This window comes from Kribbella solani (genome assembly GCF_014205295.1).
Classification (GTDB): Bacteria; Actinomycetota; Actinomycetes; order Propionibacteriales; family Kribbellaceae; genus Kribbella; species Kribbella solani.
Window position 1 is genome coordinate 2,628,676 of the sequence record NZ_JACHNF010000001.1, and the last position, 19,430, is coordinate 2,648,105.

Sequence of the window (19,430 nt, forward strand, 5' to 3'; positions counted from 1 at the left end):
AATTACTCCACCACAGGAGAGAGCGGGTCTTGGGAAGGCTCGCGGGTGAGGCTTCTTTCGGCCAGCAAAGCGACGACTTCCGGGCCGATCAGGGTCACGTCGCCCGCGCCGAGGGTCACCACCAGGTCGCCCGGCGCGGCCAGCCCCGCGACCAGCTTCGGTACGGCGGACCAGGACGGCTCGAACCGTACCTGCTCGGGCTTCAGCGGCACGTGGTTCGCGATCAGCGCGCCGGTGACACCAGGCTCCGGGTCCTCGCGCGCGGCGAAGACATCCATCACCACGACCTCGTCGGCCAGCGCCAGCGCCTCGGAGAACTCGGCCGCGAAGATCCGCGTCCGGCTGAACAGATGCGGCTGGAAGCACGCGATCACGCGCCCCTCGCCCGCCACCGTCCGCGCCGCGGTCAGGTCGACGGCCAGCTCGGTCGGGTGATGCGCGTACGAGTCGAACACCCGCACGCCGTCCTCGAGCCCCTTGAACTCGAACCGCCGGCCGGTGCCCGTGAAGGCGGCCAGCCCTTCAGCGAGATCGGTCGCGGAGAACCCCAGCCCGAGACCGACCGCGAGCGCCGCCGAAGCATTCAGCGCATTGTGCTTGCCCGCCTGCTGCAGGTGTACGACCGGCAGCTTCCGCCCGCGATACACCGGCACGAACGACTGCGTCGCACCCTCAGCGGTCAGCTCGGTCACGCGCAAGTCGACATCATCGGACTCGCCGTACGTACGAACCTCGATGCCCTGCTCGCGGGCAAATGTGGTCAGCTGCCGAGCGCCCGCGTCATCACCACAGATCACCATGAATCCGTCCGGCAGCACCCGCCCGCAGAACTCCTCGAACGCCTTCCGGTAACTGGCCTCGTCGCCGTAGTTGTCCAGGTGGTCCGGCTCGACCGACGTGACGATCGACACCTCGGGCGTGTACGTCAGGAAGGACCGGTCCGACTCGTCCGCCTCGGCGACGAAGAGATCGCCGCTGCCGTCGTGCGCGTTCGAGCCGGATTCGTTCAGGTTGCCACCGATCGCGTACGACGGGTCGGCGCCGCAGTGCTGCAGCGCGACGGTCAGCATCGACGTGGTGGTGGTCTTGCCGTGCGTTCCGGCGACGGCGAGCGTACGGCGGCCGACCATCACCGACGCGAGCGCGGCGGCCCGGGGCAGGATCGGGATTCCGGCGGCGCGGGCGGCGACCACCTCGGGGTTGGTCTCGCGGATCGCGGTCGACACCACCACGGTGTCGACGGCCTCGACGTGCTCGGCGGCGTGCCCGACCCAGCAGGTCGCGCCGAGCGCGCGGAGCGCGGCCAGCACCTTGCCGTCCTTGGCGTCCGAGCCGGACACCTCGATCCCGCGGGCGGCCATGATCCGGGCGATCCCGGACATCCCGGCACCGCCGATTCCTACGAAGTGCACCCGGCCGAGCTTCTCGGCCGGTAACAGCGTGTCCGGAGCGGTGACGATCACGACGCAGACCCCACCACATCGAGGATGATCCGCGCCAATCGGTCGTCGGCATCCGTACGGATCACGCCGGTGGCAGCGGTGGACATAGCTGTCAGACGCTCCCGGTCGTGCAGAAGTTGGGGCACGTTCGCGCGCACCCAGTCCACGGTCAGGTCGGCGTTGCCGATCAGGATGCCGCCGCCGGCGTCGATCACCGGCTTGGCGTTCAGCCGCTGCTCACCGTTACCGATCGGCAGCGGTACGTAGATCGCGGGCAGCCCGACGCCGGACACCTCGGTGACGGTGTTCGCGCCGGAACGGCAGACGACCAGGTCGGCCGCGGCGTACGCGAGGTCCATCCGGTCGATGTAGTTCAGCACCCGGTACGGGTAGCGGCCGGTCTGCGGTACTTCGAGGGAGTTCTTCGGGCCGATCGCGTGCAGCACCTGGATGCCGGCCGCCTGCAGGTCCGCGGCGGCGCCGGAGATCGCCTCGTTGATCCGCTGCGCGCCCTGCGAACCACCGGTGACGAACAGCGTCGGGGCGTCCGGGTCCAACCCGAAGAACGCCCGCGCCTCGGCCCGGAGCGCGGCCCGGTCGAGCGTCGAGATGGCCTGCCGGATCGGCAGCCCGACGTACTCGGCGTGCGGCAGGTCGGACCCTGGGAAGGAGGTTTTCACGTGCTGGGTGCAGTACCGGGCGGCGAACTTGTTCGCGATTCCCGGCACCGCGTTGCCCTCGTGGACGACGATCGGGGTCTTCCGCCGCCAGGCCGCGACGTACGCCGGCGTGGACACGTACCCGCCGAAGCCGACCAGGACGTCGGCCTTCGCCTCGTCCAGGACCCGCCGGGCGGCGCTGACCGAGGCCAGCATCTTGCCCGGGACGGCGAGCAGCGCGGGCGTCGGTTTGCGCGGCAGTGGCACCGGCGGAATCAGCTCCAGCCGGTACCCGGCCTCCGGGACGACCCGGGTCTCCAGGCCGCGCTCGGTCCCGAGCGCGAGGATCTCCACGGTCGGGTCGATCCGGCGCAGCGCGTCAGCGGTGGCGATCAGGGGTGAAGTATGACCGGCGCTACCGCCACCGGCCAGAACAATGCTGGGCACAGCTTTCAACGCTCCCGCGGGTTCACTTGTATGACAGACGCCGCGAAGGCAACCAGCCGAAACGGGACCGCCGGGTTTCTTTCAGGGCGGCCTGCGCGCCGGGCTCGGCCTTCGCGAAGGACAGCAACATACCGATCGCGATCAACGTCGGCAGCAGTGCGGAACCACCGTACGACAAAAGTGGGAGCGGGATCCCCACGATGGGTAGCAGTCCGATCACGGCACCGAGGTTGACCAGCGTCTGCGCCATCAGCCAGATGGTGATTCCGGCCGCCGCGTACCGCACGAACGGCTGCGTGTTCCGGGTCGCGATCCGCACCCCGGCGTACGCCAGCGCGAGAAACAGCGCGAGCACGGTGAGTGAGCCGACCAGGCCGAGCTCCTCGCCGATCACCGAGAAGATGAAGTCGGTGTGCGCCTCCGGCAGGTTGCCCCACTTCTGCCGGCTGTTGCCGATCCCGACGCCCCACCAGCCGCCGGTGGAGAGCGCGTAGAACGAGTGGTACGCCTGCCAGCCGACCGAGGTCGGGTCCGCGAACGGGTCCAGGAACGAGGTGACCCGCTGCATCCGGTACTTCTCCGCGTTCACGAAGTACGTCGCCACCGCGCCGACGACCACGATCGTCGCGACGAACAACCGGGTCGGCGCGCCGACGATCCAGATCATCCCGATCATCACGGCCATCAGCACCAGCGCCGTACCGAGGTCGTGCTGGCCGACCACCAGTGCGATCACCAGACCGCATACCGGCACCATCGGTACCAGCAGGTGCTTCCACTGGGTGAGCAGTTTCTCCTTGCGGGCGTACAGATCGGCGCACCACAGCACCATCGCCAGTTTGGCGAACTCACTCGGCTGGATCTGCAGCGGTCCGCCGAGGTTCAGCCAGTTCGTGTTGCCGTTCACGCCGACGCCGAGACCCGGGATGTACGTCAGCACCAGCAGGAACATCGAGCCGAGCAGCGCGATGTACGCAAGCATCCGGAAGTGCCGTGGGGTCATCCGGGAGGCGACGTACGCCATCGGGAGACCGACCGCGACCCAGATCGACTGCCGGACGAAGATCGTGTAGCTGTTCCCGGTCGTCCGCAGCGCCAGCACGCTGGACGCCGACAGCACCATCATCAGCCCGAGGACGAGCAGCAGCCCGGTCGCGCCGAGGACGATGTGGTACGACGTGAGCGGCCGATCCAGGACGTCCCGGATCGCTGCCACCCAAGCGCGTTCGCCGGCCTTCCGCCGGGCCGGCTGATCCGGTACCGACGTCACCCGATCACCCCCGGCTCATTCGGCCAGGGAGCGAACTGCTTCGGCGAAGGCGTCGCCGCGGGCTCCGTAGTTGGCGAACATGTCCCAGGACGCGCAGCCGGGCGCGAGCAGCACGGTGTCACCCACCCGTGCGAGCTTCGCCGCCTCCCCCACCACGATCCGCATGGCACCAGTGTCCGTCGCGTCAACCACGATCCTCGGCACATCCGGTGCGTGTCGCTCGAGGGCTTCGATGATCACCTGTTTGTCCTGCCCGAGCAGCACCACCGCGCGCAACCGATCGCGGGCGGCGATCACCAGTTCGTCGAAGGTCGCGCCCTTCGCCTGGCCGCCGGCGATCCAGACCACGTGCTCGTACGCCAGCAGGGATGCCTGCGCGGCGTGCGGGTTGGTCGCCTTCGAGTCGTCGACATAGTTGACTCCGGCAACCTCCGCGACGTGGGCGATCCGGTGCTTGTCCGGCCGGAAGCCGCGCAGCCCGTCCCGGACCGCGGTCGCGGGGACGCCGAACGACCGCGCCAGCGCCGCGGCGGCGAGCGCGTTCGCGACGTTGTGCGGCGCGGCCGGGGTGATGTCGGCGAGACTGGCGAGCTCCTGGGCCGACGTGGCGCGCTCCTCGATGAACGCGCGGTCGACGATCAGATCGTCGACCAGACCAATCATCGACAGTCCCGGCGTACCCAGCGTGAAGCCGATCGCGCGGCAGCCTTCCACCACGTCCGCGTCCGCGACCAGTTGCTCGGTGGCCGGGTCGGCGACGTTGTACACGCACGCGACCTGGCAGTTCGCATAGATCCGGCCCTTGTCCAGCGCGTACGCCGCCATCGAACCGTGCCAGTCGACATGATCCGGAGCGAGGTTCAGTACGGCGGCCGAATGCGCCGACATCGAATGGGTGAAGTGCAGCTGGTAGCTGGACAGCTCGACCGCGATCACGTCGTACGGCTCCGGGTCCATCACCGCCTCGAGCAACGGCAGCCCCACGTTGCCCGCGGCAACGGCCCGGTGACCGGCGGCCTGCAGGATCGCGGTCAGCATCTGCACCGTCGTGGTCTTGCCGTTGGTCCCGGTGATGCACAGCCAGGGCGCCGCGTTCGCCGGGTCACGCAGCCGCCAGGCGAGCTCGATCTCGCTCCAGATCGGTACGTCCCGCTCGGCCGCCTGCGCCAGCAAAGGCGCGTGCGGCGGTACGCCGGGCGAGGTGACGACGACGTCGACCTCCTTCGGCAGCTCGGCCGTACTGCCCGGACCGAGCGTGATGGTCGCGCCGAGCGTTTCCAGGATCCGCGCTTTCTCCCGCAGCGCCTCGTTGTCCCGGTCGTCCAGTACGACGACATGCTCCGACCCGGCCTGGATCAGCGAGTCGGCGCACGCGTACCCGGCCGTACCGAACCCGAGCACCACGAACCGGGTGGTGGCCCAGCCGTCGGCGGTCCGTGACTCCAAACTCATCCGGTCACCCATTCCGCGTAGAAGATGCCGAGGCCGATCACCACGCACAGGCCCTGGATGATCCAGAACCGGATCACCACGTTCACCTGTTCCCAGCCGAGCATCTCGAAGTGGTGCTGTAGTGGCGCCATTCGGAACAATCGTTTACCGACGCCGGCGGTACGTTTGGTGATCTTGAAGTAGCCGACCTGCAGGATCACCGACGCGGTGACGATGACGAACAGGCCGCCGAGCACCAGCACCAGCAGCTCGGTCCGGGTCATCACCGCCATCCCGGCCAGCGCGCCGCCGAGCGACAGCGAACCGGTGTCACCCATGAAGATCTTGGCCGGCGACGCGTTCCACCAGAGGAAGCCGAACAGCGCGCCGGTCAGACACGCCGCGACCACCGCAAGATCACGTGGATCGCGTACCTCGTAGCATTTCGCGCCGACGCCCCGCTCGGTCGCGCAGCTCTGGTTGAACTGCCAGATGCAGATCAGCGTGTACGCGCCGAACACCATCATCGACGCGCCGGTGGCCAGGCCGTCCAGACCGTCGACCAGGTTGACGCCGTTGGACATACCGGCGATCAGCAGCAGAATCCAGATCACCACCACGATCAGTGGCAGCTCCAGCCAGCCGATGTCGCGGATGAACGAGATGAACGGCGACGCCGGCCGCTGCCCACGGTCGTCCGGGAACTGCAGCGCGAGCACCGCGAACACCACCGCGACCATGGTCTGGCCGGCCAGTTTCGCCTTGCTCCGCAGGCCCAGGCTGCGCTGCCGGAAGATCTTGATGAAGTCGTCCAGGAAGCCGACCGCGCCCATCCCGGCGAACAGGAACAGCACCAGGATCGCGGACGCGCTCGGCCCGCTGCCGGCGCCGGTGGTGAGCATCGCGAACAGCTTCGCGCTGAAGTACCCGACGATGGTCGCGATGATGAACACGGTGCCGCCCATCGTCGGCGTACCGCGCTTGATCTGGTGCGACTGCAGACCGTCGTCACGGATCTCCTGACCGTACCCGCGCCGGGCCAGCCACTTGATCGCCCAACGGGTGCCGATCAGGGTCAGCACCATCGAGACGGCACCGCCGAACAGGATCGAGATCACTGCACGTCCTCCAGCAAGGCGTCGGCGAGGCTGCGCAGTTTCGCCGCCTTGGACGACTTCACCAGGACCACGTCACCGGCGCGCAACTCGGACCGGAGCAGCGCGAGCGCGTCCGGGATGGTCTCCACGTACGCCGACTCGTTGCCCCACGAGCCTTCCAGCGAGGCACCGAGATGGATCGGTTTCGCGCCCGCGCCGACCGTGACCAGCCGGTTCACGTCCAGCCGGACGGCCAGCCGGCCGATCGCGTCATGTTCGGCGGTCGAGGTGTCGCCGAGTTCGAGCATCTCGCCGAGCACCGCCCAGGTCCGGGCGCCGCGGGACCGGCCGATCGCGGCCAGCGACTTGAGCGCGGCGCGGGTCGACTCCGGGTTCGCGTTGAAGGCGTCGTTGATGATCGTCACGCCGTCCGGCCGCTCGGTCAGCTCCATCCGGGCCGCGGACAGCGGCGTCGCGGCGTTCAGGCCGGCGGCGATCTGCTCCGGCGTCAGCCCGAGCGCCACCCCGACCGCCGCGGCGGCCAGCGCGTTCGAAACGTAGTGCTCACCAATGAACCGCAGCGAAACAGAAGTGCTGAAGGCCGGCTGGTCGTCGGCGGCTGATCCTGCTCCGACGTGCAGTGTGAAGGTCGGGCGGCCCTCGCCGTCGATCTTGAGCTCCGTCGCGCGTACCTCGGCCTCAGCCGCCTCGCCGAAGGTCAGCACCTTCTCCCGGGTCCGGCCGCGCATCCCGGCGACCCGGTCGTCGTCCGCGTTCAGGATCGCGGTACCACCGGCCCGCACGGCTTCGATCAACTCACCCTTGGCGAGCGCGATGTTGTCCTGACTACCGAGCTTGCCGATGTGCGAAGTACCGACATTCAGCACCAGACCGATCGCCGGCGGCGTGATTCCGGCCAGGTAGGTGATGTCGCCGAGGCTGCGTACGCCCATCTCCGCGATCAGGTACTTCGTCGACCCGGTCGCCTGCAGCGCGGTCAGCGGATGCCCGATCTCGTTGTTGAACGAGCCTTCCGGCGACACCGTCTCGCCGTACGGGCGGATCACCTGGGCGATCAGGTCCTTCGTACTGGTTTTTCCGGATGACCCGGTCAGCGCGATCACGGTCAGGTCGGGCAGCTTCGCCACCACGTACCGGGCCAGATCGCCGAGCGCGCGCTGCGCGTCACCGACGACGATGCACGGGCTGCCGTCGACCGGGCGGGTGGTGAGCGAGACCGTGGCGCCGGCCGCGGTCGCCGCGGCGACGAAGTCGTGCCCGTCGACGCGCTCGCCGGGCAGGGCGACGAACAGTCCGCCCGGTCCGGCCTTCCGCGAGTCGACGACTACCGCGCCGTCCACGACGGCCGTGGGCTCGGCGCCCACCAGCTCGCCGCCGACGACCTCGGCGATCTCTCCGCAACTGACAGGGATCACCGGTCTGCCTCCAACAGCTCACGCACGGTTTCGCGGTCGTCGAACGGGTGGATCACACCGCCGACGTCCTGGCCTGTTTCATGTCCTTTACCCAGGACGACGACGGTGTCGCCCGGGCCGGCCAGCCGGATCGCGGTCGCGATCGCCTGCCGCCGGTCGCCGATCTCCTGCAGGTCCGCAGCCGGCACTGCCTCGCGGGCGCCGGCCAGCGCGGCGGCCCGGATCGCGGCCGGGTCCTCGCTACGCGGGTTGTCGTCGGTGACGATCACGGCGTCGGCGGCGCGGGCCGCCTCGGCGCCCATCGCCGGCCGCTTCCACGGATCCCGGTCGCCGCCACAGCCGACGACGGCGAACAGCCGGCCCTTGGTCGCCGTCCGCGCGGCGGTCAGCGCCAGCGCGACCGCGTCCGGCGTGTGCGCGTAGTCGACGATCACGGTCAGTCCGTCCGCGCGCGTGAACGGCTCCATCCGGCCGGGTACGGCCGCCATCCGCAATCCCGCGGCGATCGCCTCGGCGGGTACGTCCAGCTGACGCAGCATCGCGGTGGCGAGCAGCGCGTTGGCGACGTTGAAGTCACCCGGCAACCCGATCTCCACGGTCAGGGTCTCCCCCGGCCCTTCGATGTCGAACACCGTGGTGCTCCGCTGAATACCTTCCCCACCCCACCGCCCCGGTCGCTCGGAGCGGTGCTTGTTCGCGACCGTCCAGTCCGCGTCGCCGGTGGTGGACACCGTGACCAGCGGTACGACGGTCTGCGCGGCCAGCCGGCGCCCGTACGCGTCGTCGATCGTCACCACGGCGACATCACACCGCTCCGGAGTGAACAGCGCGGCCTTCGCCTGGAAGTAGTCCTCGAACGTCTTGTGGAAATCCAGGTGGTCCTGCGAAAGGTTGAGGAAACCCGCGACCGCGAACCGCGCGCCGTCGACCCGGCCCATCGCCAGCGCGTGACTGGACACCTCCATCGAGCACCACGGCACCGCCTGCTCGCGCATCACCGCGAACAAGGCCTGCAGATCAGTGGCCTCGGGAGTGGTTCGTACGCTCGGCACCACCTCGTCGCCGATCCGCGTTTGAATCGTGCCGATCAACGCGGTCGGGCCGAGCTGCCGAAGTACGGAGTCGAGCAGGAAGCTGGTCGTGGTCTTGCCGTTCGTACCGGTGACGCCGATCAACCGCAGTTCGCTGGTCGGCTCGCCGTAGATCCGGGACGCGACCGCGCCGAGTATCTCGCGCGGGTTGCCGGCGATCAGTGTCGGCAGGCCGCTCGCGGCGGCCCGGTCGGCTCCGGTCGAGTCGGTCAGCACGGCGACCGCGCCGGCCGATCGCGCTTGCGCGACGAACTCCGCGCCGTGCGTGACCGCGCCGGGCAGAGCGGCGTACAGATCACCGGGAAGGATGGAGCGCGAGTCTAGGGAGACGCCGGTCACGGCTACCGGCGACGCTGCCGGTGGTTGGGTGCGGGCGACGGTCGCGAGGTCGGCGAGGCCGACCGGCACGACATGCCGGGGCCGGATCGCTGCGACCGCGCCGCCGGCGGCGGTAGGGGTGGACACGGGCCCTGAGGCTACCGCCACGGACCCTGTGACTCCTACCTGACCCTGCGTCACGAAGCCGGACTTCACCAGGTCAGTGGGATGTTCGGCTGCTGCGCGCCCGTCGGCGGCACCACGTACTTCTGCAGCGCGTAGCTCATCACATCGCGGAACACCGGTCCTCCTTGCAGGCCACCACCCCGAACGCCGTCGCTCGGGTCGTGCAGTACGACGTACGTCACGAACCGTGGGTTGTCTGCCGGCGCGAATCCGGCGAAAGAAGTCGCCCACTTGCCGTACTTGCCGGTCTTCGGGTCGACCTGCTGCGCGGTACCGGTCTTGCCGGCCACCAGGTAGCCGTCGATCGCGGCCTGCGGGGCGGTGCCCTTCTTCGCCGTCACCGCCTCCATCATCGTGGTGACTTCCTTGGCCGCCTTCTCGCTGACCACCCGGCGCGGCGCGCCCGCCTGGTTCGGTACCACGGTGCCGTCGGCCTCGACGTAGTTGCGGACCAGCTGCGGCGGCACGTACACGCCGCCGTTCGCGACCGCGTTCACCGCGGCGGTCTCCTGGATCGCGTTCACCGACAGGCCCTGACCGAACGCGACGTTCGACCGGGTCAGCTCGGGCCACTCGTCACCCGGCGTCAGCAGGCCCTTCGTCTCGCCCGGGAAGTTCAGCCCGGTCGGCTCGCCGAACCCGAAGTCGTGCAGGTACTTCACGAACTGCGCGATCGGCATCTGCTGCGCGGCGATGATCGTACCGACGTTCGAGGACTTCGCGATCACGCCGGAGATGGTCAGGTTCAGCTCGCCGTGGTTCCAGTGGTCCTTGATGATCCGGCGCTGGACGTCGATGCTGCCGGGCACCTTGAGCTTCGTGTTCAGGTTGATCTTCCCGGCGTCGGCCAGCGCCGCCATCGTGACCACCTTCTGCACGCTGCCCGGTTCGTAGCTGCGCTCCAGCGCCGGGTTGGACAGGTCCGCCGAGGTGTACTTCTTCTTGTTCGGGTCGAACGACGGGTAGTTCGCGACCGCCATCAGCTGGCCGGACTTCACGTCCATCACGACCACGGTGCCGGAGCTGGCCTTGTACTTCTCGACCGCCTCCTGGATGCGCTTCTCGGCGAAGTACTGCAGGTCGGTGTCCAGGGTCAGCTGGACGCCGACACCGGGCTTCGGGTCCTGCACGGTGTGGTTCGCGTTCGGGATCTTGTTGCCGTTCGAGTCGACCTCGTACATCGCCTTGCCGTCCTGGCCGGACAGCTTGTCGTTCAGGCCGTACTCCAGCCCGGACTGGCCCTTGCCGTCGTGGCCGGTGACGCCGACCAGGGACGCGGCGACGCTGCCGATCGGGTGGCTGCGAATCGGGTCCTGCTCGGTGTACAGGCCGATCAGCAGCGGTGCCTGCTGCTCCTGCGGCTTGCCCTTGTTCTGCTTGGTGATGGCCGCGTTCTGCGTCTTGATCTCGGCCTGGATCTCACTCCACACCGGCGGCGTGACCTGGCGGGCCAGGTACGTGAAGCGGCCCTTGCCGGTCATCGCGGCGATCAGCTTCGCCGAGGTGGTGCCGGTCAGCTTCGGTGCGAGGATCGCGGCCAGCTGCTGCGCCACCGGCTTGGTCTGGCTCGGGTCGGCGGTGATCGCGACCGCGTCCTCGGTGACCGCCAGCTCGACGCCGTTCCGGTCCTCGATGCTGCCGCGGGAGGCGGGCAGGATGAAGGTCCGGGCGTTCTCCCGGGTCGCCGCCTGCGCGTAGCTGTCCGGGTCGACGCCCTGCAGCAGTACGAGTCGGCCGGCGAACAATGACAGTACGAACGCCATCACGCCGAGCGTGACGCGCAACCGCACCATCGGACGCCCCAGCCGCAACATCCGCGGCGGCTTCCGTACCTTCTTCTTGGGCCGCGGCGCCGGCCGGTTGGCCACCGGCCGCTTGGCAGCCTTCTTCACCGGCCGCTTGGCAGCTGTCCTCGCCGGCGCGCCGCTCGTCCGGCCCGTCGCTGCGCCGCCCGTCCGGCCCGCCGGAGCCTGCCTCCGTGCCCCTGCGGCGCGCTGCTTGTCCCCAGCTCCCCGCCCGCCGGTGGCCGGACGGCGCCGTGCGCCGTCTCTGTCAGTTGTTGGGCGGCGGGGAGTGTCTTCTTCTGATGGGCGGCGGTTGCGGGTGGGGTTGCTACGAGTACTGTCCGTAGCGGACGGACGACGGGGCTGAGCCTTGCGCGGCGGGTTGTTGCCCCGGTCCGATGCGGCACCACGTTTGCGTGGCGGCTCGTTTCCCCGTCGGTCCGTCATCCGATCATCCCCGTGTGGTCGTGGCGGGTGGCTTCGTCGTGGCCGCCGGCGGCTTGGTGGTACCGGTCGGCGGTTTGGTCGTGCTGGTCGGCGGCTTGGTAGTGCCGACCGGCGGTTTGGTGGTGCCGGCCGGCGGCTTGGCCGTGCCGGCTGGTGGCGTGACCGCGGTGCTGGCCGGTGGCTTCACCGCGGTGGTGGGTGGCTTGACCGCGGCTGGTGGCTTCGTGGTTGCTGTTCCGGTCGGCGTACCAGGACCGAACATCGTCGTCCCGGTACCGGCCTTGCCTTCCGCGGGCACTCCCAGTACGCGCCCGTCGGACAACCGCAGGAACACCGGGTTCGGGTTCGGCACCATGCCCATCCGGAGCGCCCGGTCGGACAGGTTCTGCGGCGACTCCAGCGTGCGGACCTGCTTCTCCAGCGCCTCCTGCTGGTCCTTCAGCTGGTTCGCCTGGTTGTTCAGCTTGGTGATGTCGAACGTCCCGCTCTGCAACTGCGTGTTCAGCAGCAACAGACCGACCAGCCCGGCCGCCAGCAGCGACACCACGAAGATGACGAAGGGCATCCGCGGCGGCCGGAACGGCGCCCCGTACACGACTCGCAGCCGCGGCTGCGCCTTCTTCGCCGCCTTCGCGGGGACCGGCGTCACCCGCGCCTTCTGCGGGCTGAAGACAGTGCTCATCAGGCCACCAGTCCCTTCTCCCGGACGCGCTCGGCCGCCCGCACGCGAGCGGAGGCGGCCCGCGGGTTCACCGCGACCTCCTCCTCGGTCGGCCGTTCGGCACCCCGGGTCAGCAGTTTCAGGTACGGCTCGTGTCCGGCCGGAATCACCGGCAGGTCATCGGGCACGTCGGTCTTGGTGGCGGCCGCGAACACCTGCTTGGTGATCCGGTCCTCCAGCGACTGGTAGCTCATCACCACGATCCGGCCGTGCAGGGCGAGCGCCTCGAGCGCGGCCGGCAGCGCGCGCCGCAGCACCTCGAGCTCGCCGTTCACCTCGATCCGCAGTGCCTGGAAGGTGCGCTTGGCCGGGTGCCCCCCGGTCCGGCGGGCCGCCTGCGGGATCGCGTTCCGGACCAGCTCGGACAGCCGCGCGCTGTTCGTGAACGGTTCGGTCTCGCGCTCCCGGACGATCCGATCCGCGATCCGGCGAGCGAACTTCTCCTCGCCGTACTGGAACAGCACGCGGGCCAGCTCGGCCGCGCTGTATGTGTTCACGATGTCGGCCGCGGTGACCGGCCCGGTGGAGTCCATCCGCATGTCCAGCGGCGCGTCCTGGGCGTACGCGAACCCGCGCTCCGCCTCGTCCAGCTGCATCGAGGAGACCCCGAGATCGAACAGGATGCCGTCGATCGCCGGTACGCCCAGCTCGGCAAGTACGCGCGGCAGCTCGTCGTACACGGCGTGCACGAGCGTGATCCGCTCCGCGAACGGGGCCAGCCGCTCGCCGGCCAGCCGCAGCGCGGCCGGATCGCGGTCCAGCCCGATCAGCCGGACGTCCGGGAACTGCCGCAGGAACGCCTCGGAGTGACCACCGAGGCCGAGGGTGGCGTCGACGAGGACCGCGCCGGGCCGGGCCAGCGCCGGAGCCAGCAGCGCGACCACGCGCTCCAGCATCACCGGCACATGCCGCTCCGCAGCGTTCATCTCGACCCTTCCCGTCACTTCCCCTGCCATCGCGGGAGCGACCCTGCCCCCGCAGGTCCTGTGTTCCGGCCGGCGTCGCGGTGCCGGTCCGGGTGCTGCCTTGCTCGCTACTGATCGGTGCTGCCTGGCCATCGCTGATCGGGGTGCGGAGGTAGACGACACCGTCCGGTCAGATCGCGGGTACGCCTTCCGGGGAAGTACCTGCTGGTCTTGGCGCCGGGGAAGTGGCGTCAACACTCCAGGTCGGAAGTCGGACCCGTGATCTCACCGGACGGTCGGTGTGTCGCGGTTCGCACTGTTCAGCTGAAAACTCGTCGCGCTCAGAAGATGCCTGGCAGTACTTCCTCGGAGAGGTCGGCGAACGCCTGCTCCTGCTCCGCGGAGTACCTGTTCCAGTTCTCCGTGTTCCAGATCTCCACCCGATTCATCGCCCCGATGACGACACAGTCGCGATCCAGCGTTGCGTAATCGCGCAGCATCGGTGGGATGGTGACCCGGCCCTGCTTGTCCGGCATCTCGTTGGAGGCACCGGCGAACAACATCCGTAGGTAGTCCCGCGCACCCTTGTTGGTGATCGGAGCCTGCTTCAACTGCTCGGTCAGCTGGACGAACTCACGCTCCGGCCACACCGACAGCGATCGCTCCTGCCCGCGTGTGATCACCAGACCGTCGGCCAGCTCGTCCCGGAACTTCGCCGGCAGGAACAGCCGGCCCTTGTCGTCGAGCTTGGGGAAGTGAGTTCCGAGGAACACGCTCCACCTCCCCGTTGCGGACCTTCCGACTCAGGCGAGTGTTTCCACCACTTCAGTTCCACTGCGCTCCACCTTACTCCACTTTGCCCCACCGTCAACCAACTTGCGCCCCATTCCGCCCCCGTGCCGCCTGGAATCCGCTACCCGAACCCGCGTGTCGCTGCCGCCTCAACCGGTTGCCGGGTGGTCCCAGCGGGGTCGATCCAGGCGTGAAACAGGCTTGATCCGGGCGCTGTGGAGCGAAGTGGAGGAGGCGGTGGAGCGGAATGGAGGGTCCGGGTGGAGCAAAGTGGAGGACGCCGGGATGCAACCCGGACGACCGGTTGAACCGTCAGGCGTTCGGGGCCGTGTCCGGAACAAGGCCCGAACCAGTTCGGCGTTCCTGGCGTCGTACGCCGCACGCACGCTTTTTCCGCCCGTACGCTTGGGGGGACGACTTCCGACTCCCGCCGTGAGGGCGTGTGCCGATGAACATCGAAATGCCAGGTAACGAAACCTCCGCCGCGCTGGGCCCGAGCCCCGCGGCGGGTGAGAATGTGTCGGCAGTCAACGAATGGAGTGGACCCAGAGTGAGCACCACCGCGACCAGCTCGCCGCTGGCAGGAGCCGGGGACTTCGACGAGCTGTCCGAGGTGGCGGGCCGGGTCCGCCGGGCCATGGAGCAGGTGATCGAGGGCAAGCCCGACGTGGTCGAGGTGGCCGTCACGGTCCTGCTGGCCGAGGGCCATCTGCTGATCGAGGACGTCCCGGGCGTCGGCAAGACGATGCTGGCCAAGGCGCTGGCGAAGTCGATCGACTGCAGCGTGCGACGGATCCAGTTCACGCCGGACCTGCTGCCGTCCGACATCACCGGGGTGTCGGTCTTCAACCAGGAGATCCGCGACTTCGAGTTCAAGCCCGGCGCGGTGTTCGCGAACATCGTCGTCGGCGACGAGATCAACCGGGCCTCGCCGAAGACCCAGGCCGCGCTGCTGGAGTCGATGGAGGAGCGTCAGGTCACGGTCGACACCACCACGTACCACCTCGAGTCGCCGTTCATGGTGATCGCCACCCAGAACCCGATCGAGATGGAAGGTACGTACCCGCTGCCGGAGGCGCAACGCGACCGGTTCATGGCGCGCGTCTCGATGGGGTACCCGGAGCCGGCCGCCGAGCTGCGGATGCTCGACGGGCACGCCGCCGACGATCCACTGCTGAGCCTGCAGCCGGTGACCGACGGGCAGCAGATCCTGCGGCTGGTGAAGACGGTGCAGTCCGTGCACGTGTCCGAGTCGGTGAAGGAGTACGCCGTCGCGCTGGTCGGCGCGACCCGGCGGTCGCAGGAGCTCCGGCTCGGCGCCAGCCCGCGGTCGACGCTGCACCTGGTCCGGGCGGCACGGGCCGCGGCGGCATTGGACTCACGTGAGTTCGTGCTGCCGGACGACATTCAGGAGCTCGCGGTGCCGGTGCTGGCGCACCGCGTGCTTCCGGCGGCTGAGGCGCATCTCGGTGGGCGCGGTGCAGCCGAAATCATCTCCGGGTTGGTGTCCAGCGTGGCCCTTCCCCGTACGCGTCGGGACTGAACCATGCGGCAGGCACTGCGCGGACTGACCACCAGAGGGCGGGCGTTCGTCGCGGCCGGTATCACCGCGTCGTTGTGCGCGCTCCTGCTCGGCCAGAAGGACCTGCTGCGGGTCGGCATCCTGCTGGCCGCGCTGCCGGTGGTCGCGGCGCTGGTCGTCGGCCGGACCCGGCTGCGGCTCCAGGTGCGGCGCAGTCTGTCACCGGACCAGGTACCGGTCGGCGTCCAGGCGAACGTCGAGCTGACGTTGAGCAACGAGGGCCGGATGCCGGCCGGGCTGCTTCTGCTGGAGGACCGGATTCCATACGTACTCGGGCACCGGCCGCGGTTCGTCGTCGACCGCGTCAGCCCGAACTGGCGGCGTACGGTCACGTACCCGGTGAAGTCGGACGTGCGTGGCTTGTTCCAGGTCGGGCCGTTGATGCTGACCGTGGCTGATCCGTTCGGGCTGGTGGAGACCAGCCGGACGTTCACCCGGAGCCACCACCTGCTGGTGACGCCACGCGTGCATCGGCTGCCGGAGATCCGGCTCGGCGCGGACCGGGCCGGCTCGGGCGAGAACCGGCCGCGGGCGATCTCGTCGGCCGGCGAAGAAGACGCGACGGTGCGCGAGTACCGCGATGGTGACGACCTGCGCCGGGTGCACTGGCGGTCGACCGCGCGCCGGGGTGAGCTGATGGTGCGCCGCGAGGAACAGCCGTGGCAGAGCCGGTGCGCGTTGTTCCTCGACGCGCGGACGATCTCACACCACGGGCACGGTCCGTCGTCGAGTCTCGAATGGGCAGTGAGCGCGGCGGCGTCGATCGGCATCGACCGGGTCCGCCGCGGGTACGCGACCACGATGCTCGGCGGACCGACCACGATCTCGGCGATCAACCATCGTTCGTCAGCCGCGGTACATCAGCCGCTCACGCAGCAGCAGCTGCTGACCGAGTGCGCGACCGTCGAAGAACACCGGTACGCCGAGCTCAGCCCACTGCTGACAGTTGATCGGCATGCGCAGGAGCCCAGCCTGGTGATCGCGATCCTCGGCGCTTGCAGTTCTGATGACGTGACCTCCCTGAACCGCTGGCGGACCAGCCAGGCGACCGGAGTCGTGCTGCTGCTGGACGCGGCCAGCTGGGCGGTGGGCGCCGAGGCGACCGAGAAGGCCGCCCGCCTGACCGCCACGACAGACGCCACCGAACACGAGCTCCGCCGCAACGGCTGGCGAGTAGCCCGAGTCCGCCGCGGCGACCATCTACCTACTGTCTGGTCCGGCCTCGGCTTACGAAGCGGGAGAATCGCATGACTGGTCACGCCCGGATTTCCATCGCTGCCTGGGGTGCGACCGTGCTCGGGTCGCTGGTGCTGACGCCGGTGTTCTCCGGGCCGTTCCTGTTCATCAGCGCGTTCCTGTGTGCCCTGATCACTGGGATCGGCGTGCTGCTGCAGAACCTGCGTACGCCGCGGGTCATCGTGCCGATCGTCCAGCTGGTCGCACTGGTGGAGCTGCTGTCATTGTTCTTCCTGCACGGGACGATGAAGTTCGGTGTACTCCCCTGGCGGGCGACCGCTGTCGAGTTCAACTCGCGGATGGTCGACGCGATGGACTCCATCAACCGGTTCAGTGCACCGCTGCCGCAGGACTCGCATCTGACGCTGTTCGCGGTCACGGTGATCGCGGTGACCGGGCTGCTGATCCATGTCGTCGCCGTGCAGCTCCGGCAGGCCGCGTGGTCGGGCCTGCTGCTGCTGATCATGTACACGGTGCCTGCCGCTACCGTGCACGGCGGTCTGCCGTGGCTGCTGTTCATCCCACCGGCCGTCGGCTACATCCTGCTGCTGTCCGCCGAGGGCCGCAGCCGGCTCAGCCGCTGGGGCCGCCGGATCTCCGGTGTCTCGCACCTGGACGCGGCCGAGCCGGTGGAGGCGTCCGCGCTCGGCCAGGCCGGTCGCCGGATCGGCCTGACCGTAGTAGCGATCGCCGCGCTGTTGCCCGCGTTGCTGCCGTCCCTGCCGGAAGGTGTCATCGGCAACGGTCTGGCCGGCGGCGGCACCGGTCCCGGCATCGGCGCGTCGATCTCGTCGACCGACCCGATGCTGGACATGGGCAAGAACCTCAAACAGGGCGAGAACGTGGTCGCGCTGACCTACAAGGGCGGTCCGTCCGGCGGTTCGTACATGCGGCTGACCGCGCTCGACCTGTTCGACGGCAACACCTGGCGGATCGCGCCGCGCCCGGAGGGCCAGAAGATCACCGGCGACCTGAACCCGCCACCCGGGTACACCGGTGACCTGTCGACGGTGCAGCAGGACAGCATGCAGGTCGATGTCAGCCGGAGCTTCCGGTCCCAGTTCGTCCCGGTGCCGTACCCGCTGCACTCGATCTCGCTCAAGAAGGACTGGCGCTACGACCCGAACTCGCTGGACGTGGTTTCCGCCAACGGGTCGATCATCGCCGGCAAGAAGTACGACCTCACTTCGTACGACCTGCAGCCGACGCCGGACCAGCTGCACGAGTCGGTCACGACCGCAGCGCCGGACGCGTACACGATGACGGTGCCGAAGAGTACGCCGCTGGACATCAAGCAGAAGACCAACGAGATCACCGCGCCGGCCGCGGGCAACAAGTTCGAGATGGCGGTGCTGATCCAGAACTGGTTCCGCAGCATCGGCGGGTTCACGTACAGCACCGCGAACGCCAAGGGCAGCGGGATGTCCGCGCTCGAAGACTTCCTGCTGAAGAACAAGGAAGGGTACTGCGAGCAGTTCTCCACCGGGATGGCGCTGATGGCCCGGCTGGTCGGGATTCCGTCCCGGGTCGGCATCGGCTTCCTGCCCGGTCAGGCCGGCAAGGACGGCGTGTACACGGTGCGGATGCACGACATGCACGCCTGGCCGGAGCTGTACTTCCAGGGCATCGGCTGGGTCCGGTTCGAGCCGACCCCGTCCGCCCGGGTCGCGAGTACGCCGAACTGGACCGTCGCCGCCACCGGTGACCCGACCAGCCCGACGACCGCGCCGACCAACGCGCCGGCGACGCCGGGCAGCACGAACACGCCGGGCATCGACAAGCCGCGCCACGACCCGAACCTGCCGGACCAGAGCGGCGCTCCGGTCGTTGGCTCCGGCAACTGGTTCACCAACGGTGGCGGGCAGGTGCTGGCCGGCGTCTTCGGGGCGTTGCTGGTGCTGTCGATTCCGTGGCTGATGCGGATGCTGACCCGGCGGCGGCGATTCCTGCGACCGCCGGGACGTACGGCGGCTGAAGGTTTGTGGTCGGAGGTCCGGGACACGTCGCGTGACCTTGGGCTGGACTGGTCGGAGGTATCGACACCTCGGCAGACCGGTCAGTGGCTGGTGTCCAAGCTTCCCGCCGACACGCATACCGCGGCTCGGCGGTTGGCTCGGGGCATCGAGGCATTGCGGTACGCGGAGGGTACGAATCCCGAGCTGGACCTCCGGCCGGAAGCAGCCGCGGTACGGAAGGCGCTCTGGGCTCAGGCGCCGGCCCGGCGGAAGTGGCGGGCGCGGCTGTTGCCGCCGTCCTGGCGCTGGTACGTACGCCGCGGCACCACCGAGGCATCGGACCTACTCGACGACTTCGACCTGCTACTCGCCCGCCTCCGGACCCGGCTGCTCCCAACCCGACGCCCCCACACAAACTAATCCCCTCTCCCACCACCTCTACCTCCTTCACCCTCAACCTCCCCAAACCGGTTTGGGGAGTGTTATCCCCCCAAATCGGGCAGTAACGCTCCCCGGTCCGATGACAGAGCCTCCCCAAACCGGTTTGGGGAGGCTCTGTGTCAAGGGCAGGGCGTGGCGGTGGGGACAAACGAACACACCCGTACCGGTTCGGTACGGGTGTGATGAACCA

The 19,430-nt window shown here is 69.1% G+C and carries 14 protein-coding genes; 3 read left to right on the plus strand and 11 right to left on the minus strand.

What is annotated here, in order from left to right:
• Window positions 1–2: 2 nt before the first annotated feature.
• From murC to mraZ, 11 genes are all read right to left on the minus strand, one after another.
• Entirely contained in the window at window positions 3–1,463 is a 1,461-nt protein-coding gene (gene murC, locus HDA44_RS11790) for a UDP-N-acetylmuramate--L-alanine ligase (protein ID WP_184833747.1), read from the minus strand.
• The gene (murG, locus tag HDA44_RS11795) at window positions 1,460–2,548 is read right to left on the minus strand and encodes an undecaprenyldiphospho-muramoylpentapeptide beta-N-acetylglucosaminyltransferase (protein WP_184833748.1); all 1,089 of its coding nucleotides are present in this window, start codon (window positions 2,546–2,548) and stop codon (window positions 1,460–1,462) included. Before murG ends, murC begins: the two co-directional genes overlap by 4 nt.
• A gap of 22 nt (window positions 2,549–2,570) precedes the next feature.
• Window positions 2,571–3,818 (minus strand): putative lipid II flippase FtsW, encoded by a 1,248-nt coding sequence (gene ftsW, locus HDA44_RS11800; protein WP_184833750.1) that lies wholly within the window; start codon window positions 3,816–3,818, stop codon window positions 2,571–2,573.
• A gap of 15 nt (window positions 3,819–3,833) precedes the next feature.
• Entirely contained in the window at window positions 3,834–5,270 is a 1,437-nt protein-coding gene (gene murD / locus HDA44_RS11805) for a UDP-N-acetylmuramoyl-L-alanine--D-glutamate ligase (protein WP_184833752.1), read from the minus strand.
• Window positions 5,267–6,367: a phospho-N-acetylmuramoyl-pentapeptide-transferase gene (gene mraY, locus HDA44_RS11810; RefSeq protein ID WP_184833754.1), complete on the minus strand. Its 1,101-nt coding sequence runs from the start codon at window positions 6,365–6,367 to the stop codon at window positions 5,267–5,269. Before mraY ends, murD begins: the two co-directional genes overlap by 4 nt.
• Window positions 6,364–7,782 carry a UDP-N-acetylmuramoyl-tripeptide--D-alanyl-D-alanine ligase gene (locus HDA44_RS11815; RefSeq protein ID WP_184833756.1) on the minus strand — a complete coding sequence of 473 codons (1,419 nt, stop codon included), beginning with the start codon at window positions 7,780–7,782 and terminating at the stop codon, window positions 6,364–6,366. The genes mraY and HDA44_RS11815 overlap by 4 nt, the downstream gene beginning before the upstream one ends.
• Window positions 7,779–9,338, minus strand: a complete 1,560-nt coding sequence (locus tag HDA44_RS11820) for a UDP-N-acetylmuramoyl-L-alanyl-D-glutamate--2,6-diaminopimelate ligase (RefSeq protein WP_184833758.1) — start codon at window positions 9,336–9,338, stop codon at window positions 7,779–7,781. The genes HDA44_RS11815 and HDA44_RS11820 overlap by 4 nt, the downstream gene beginning before the upstream one ends.
• Window positions 9,339–9,403: 65 nt before the next feature.
• Entirely contained in the window at window positions 9,404–11,269 is a 1,866-nt protein-coding gene (locus tag HDA44_RS11825) for a peptidoglycan D,D-transpeptidase FtsI family protein (RefSeq protein ID WP_337905870.1), read from the minus strand.
• A gap of 343 nt (window positions 11,270–11,612) precedes the next feature.
• Window positions 11,613–12,290: a cell division protein FtsL gene (gene ftsL / locus HDA44_RS11830; protein WP_238352420.1), complete on the minus strand. Its 678-nt coding sequence runs from the start codon at window positions 12,288–12,290 to the stop codon at window positions 11,613–11,615.
• Window positions 12,290–13,255, minus strand: a complete 966-nt coding sequence (gene rsmH, locus HDA44_RS11835) for a 16S rRNA (cytosine(1402)-N(4))-methyltransferase RsmH (protein WP_184833760.1) — start codon at window positions 13,253–13,255, stop codon at window positions 12,290–12,292. Before rsmH ends, ftsL begins: the two co-directional genes overlap by 1 nt.
• A gap of 320 nt (window positions 13,256–13,575) precedes the next feature.
• Window positions 13,576–14,007 (minus strand): division/cell wall cluster transcriptional repressor MraZ, encoded by a 432-nt coding sequence (gene mraZ / locus HDA44_RS11840; protein ID WP_184833762.1) that lies wholly within the window; start codon window positions 14,005–14,007, stop codon window positions 13,576–13,578.
• A gap of 656 nt (window positions 14,008–14,663) precedes the next feature.
• Between mraZ and HDA44_RS11845 the strand changes: the two genes are divergently transcribed.
• From HDA44_RS11845 to HDA44_RS11855, 3 genes are read left to right on the plus strand one after another with little or no spacing between them, the layout of a single operon-like run.
• On the plus strand, window positions 14,664–15,569 hold the full coding sequence (locus HDA44_RS11845) for an AAA family ATPase (RefSeq protein ID WP_238352953.1): 906 nt from the start codon (window positions 14,664–14,666) through the stop codon (window positions 15,567–15,569).
• A gap of 3 nt (window positions 15,570–15,572) precedes the next feature.
• Window positions 15,573–16,859 (plus strand): DUF58 domain-containing protein, encoded by a 1,287-nt coding sequence (locus HDA44_RS11850; RefSeq protein WP_184833764.1) that lies wholly within the window; start codon window positions 15,573–15,575, stop codon window positions 16,857–16,859.
• Window positions 16,856–19,219, plus strand: coding sequence for a transglutaminase TgpA family protein (locus HDA44_RS11855; RefSeq protein WP_184833766.1), 2,364 nt, complete (start codon window positions 16,856–16,858; stop codon window positions 19,217–19,219). The genes HDA44_RS11850 and HDA44_RS11855 overlap by 4 nt, the downstream gene beginning before the upstream one ends.
• Window positions 19,220–19,430 lie beyond the last annotated feature (211 nt).

Excerpts from the sequence above, each read along its gene's own strand:
- murD (WP_184833752.1), bottom strand. The coding sequence starts at position 5,270 with ATGAGTTTGGAGTCACGGACCGCCGACGGCTGGGCCACCACCCGGTTC.
- ftsL (WP_238352420.1), bottom strand. The coding sequence starts at position 12,290 with ATGAGCACTGTCTTCAGCCCGCAGAAGGCGCGGGTGACGCCGGTCCCC.
- rsmH (WP_184833760.1), bottom strand. The coding sequence starts at position 13,255 with ATGAACGCTGCGGAGCGGCATGTGCCGGTGATGCTGGAGCGCGTGGTC.
- HDA44_RS11845 (WP_238352953.1), top strand. The coding sequence starts at position 14,664 with ATGGAGCAGGTGATCGAGGGCAAGCCCGACGTGGTCGAGGTGGCCGTC.
- HDA44_RS11850 (WP_184833764.1), top strand. The coding sequence starts at position 15,573 with ATGCGGCAGGCACTGCGCGGACTGACCACCAGAGGGCGGGCGTTCGTC.
- HDA44_RS11855 (WP_184833766.1), top strand. The coding sequence starts at position 16,856 with ATGACTGGTCACGCCCGGATTTCCATCGCTGCCTGGGGTGCGACCGTG.